We start from the raw sequence: 253 nt of genomic DNA on the forward strand, positions 1-253 counted from the left end.
AACGTTTACCGCTCATGGGCACCTCTCTTTTAAGTCATCTTAAATGACTCTGAGGTGTCTGTTAAACCCGTGGCGATTCACATTCGGTGCGACAGGCGTGATGGCTGTATTCAATCAGACAGACAGCGATACCTGCGGCTTCCGCGCTCATTTGCGCACCATTGCCGTTCATGCCGTTGAACAGATGCCATTTATCGTCAACGTCAGCATCAGGGGCCATAAACGCGCCGCCATTGCTGAGCGTGTAAAAGGA

Annotated in this window: 1 pseudogene; it reads right to left on the reverse strand. The window is 51.4% G+C overall.

Going from position 1 to position 253, the window contains the following annotated elements:
• Positions 1 to 73 precede the first annotated feature (73 nt).
• Positions 74 to 253 (reverse strand): annotated as a pseudogene (locus OGY18_RS01620) (antirestriction protein); the annotation flags it as partial.

Source organism: Citrobacter sp. Cpo142, from assembly GCF_030332425.1.
Taxonomy (GTDB): Bacteria; Pseudomonadota; Gammaproteobacteria; order Enterobacterales; family Enterobacteriaceae; genus Citrobacter; species Citrobacter portucalensis.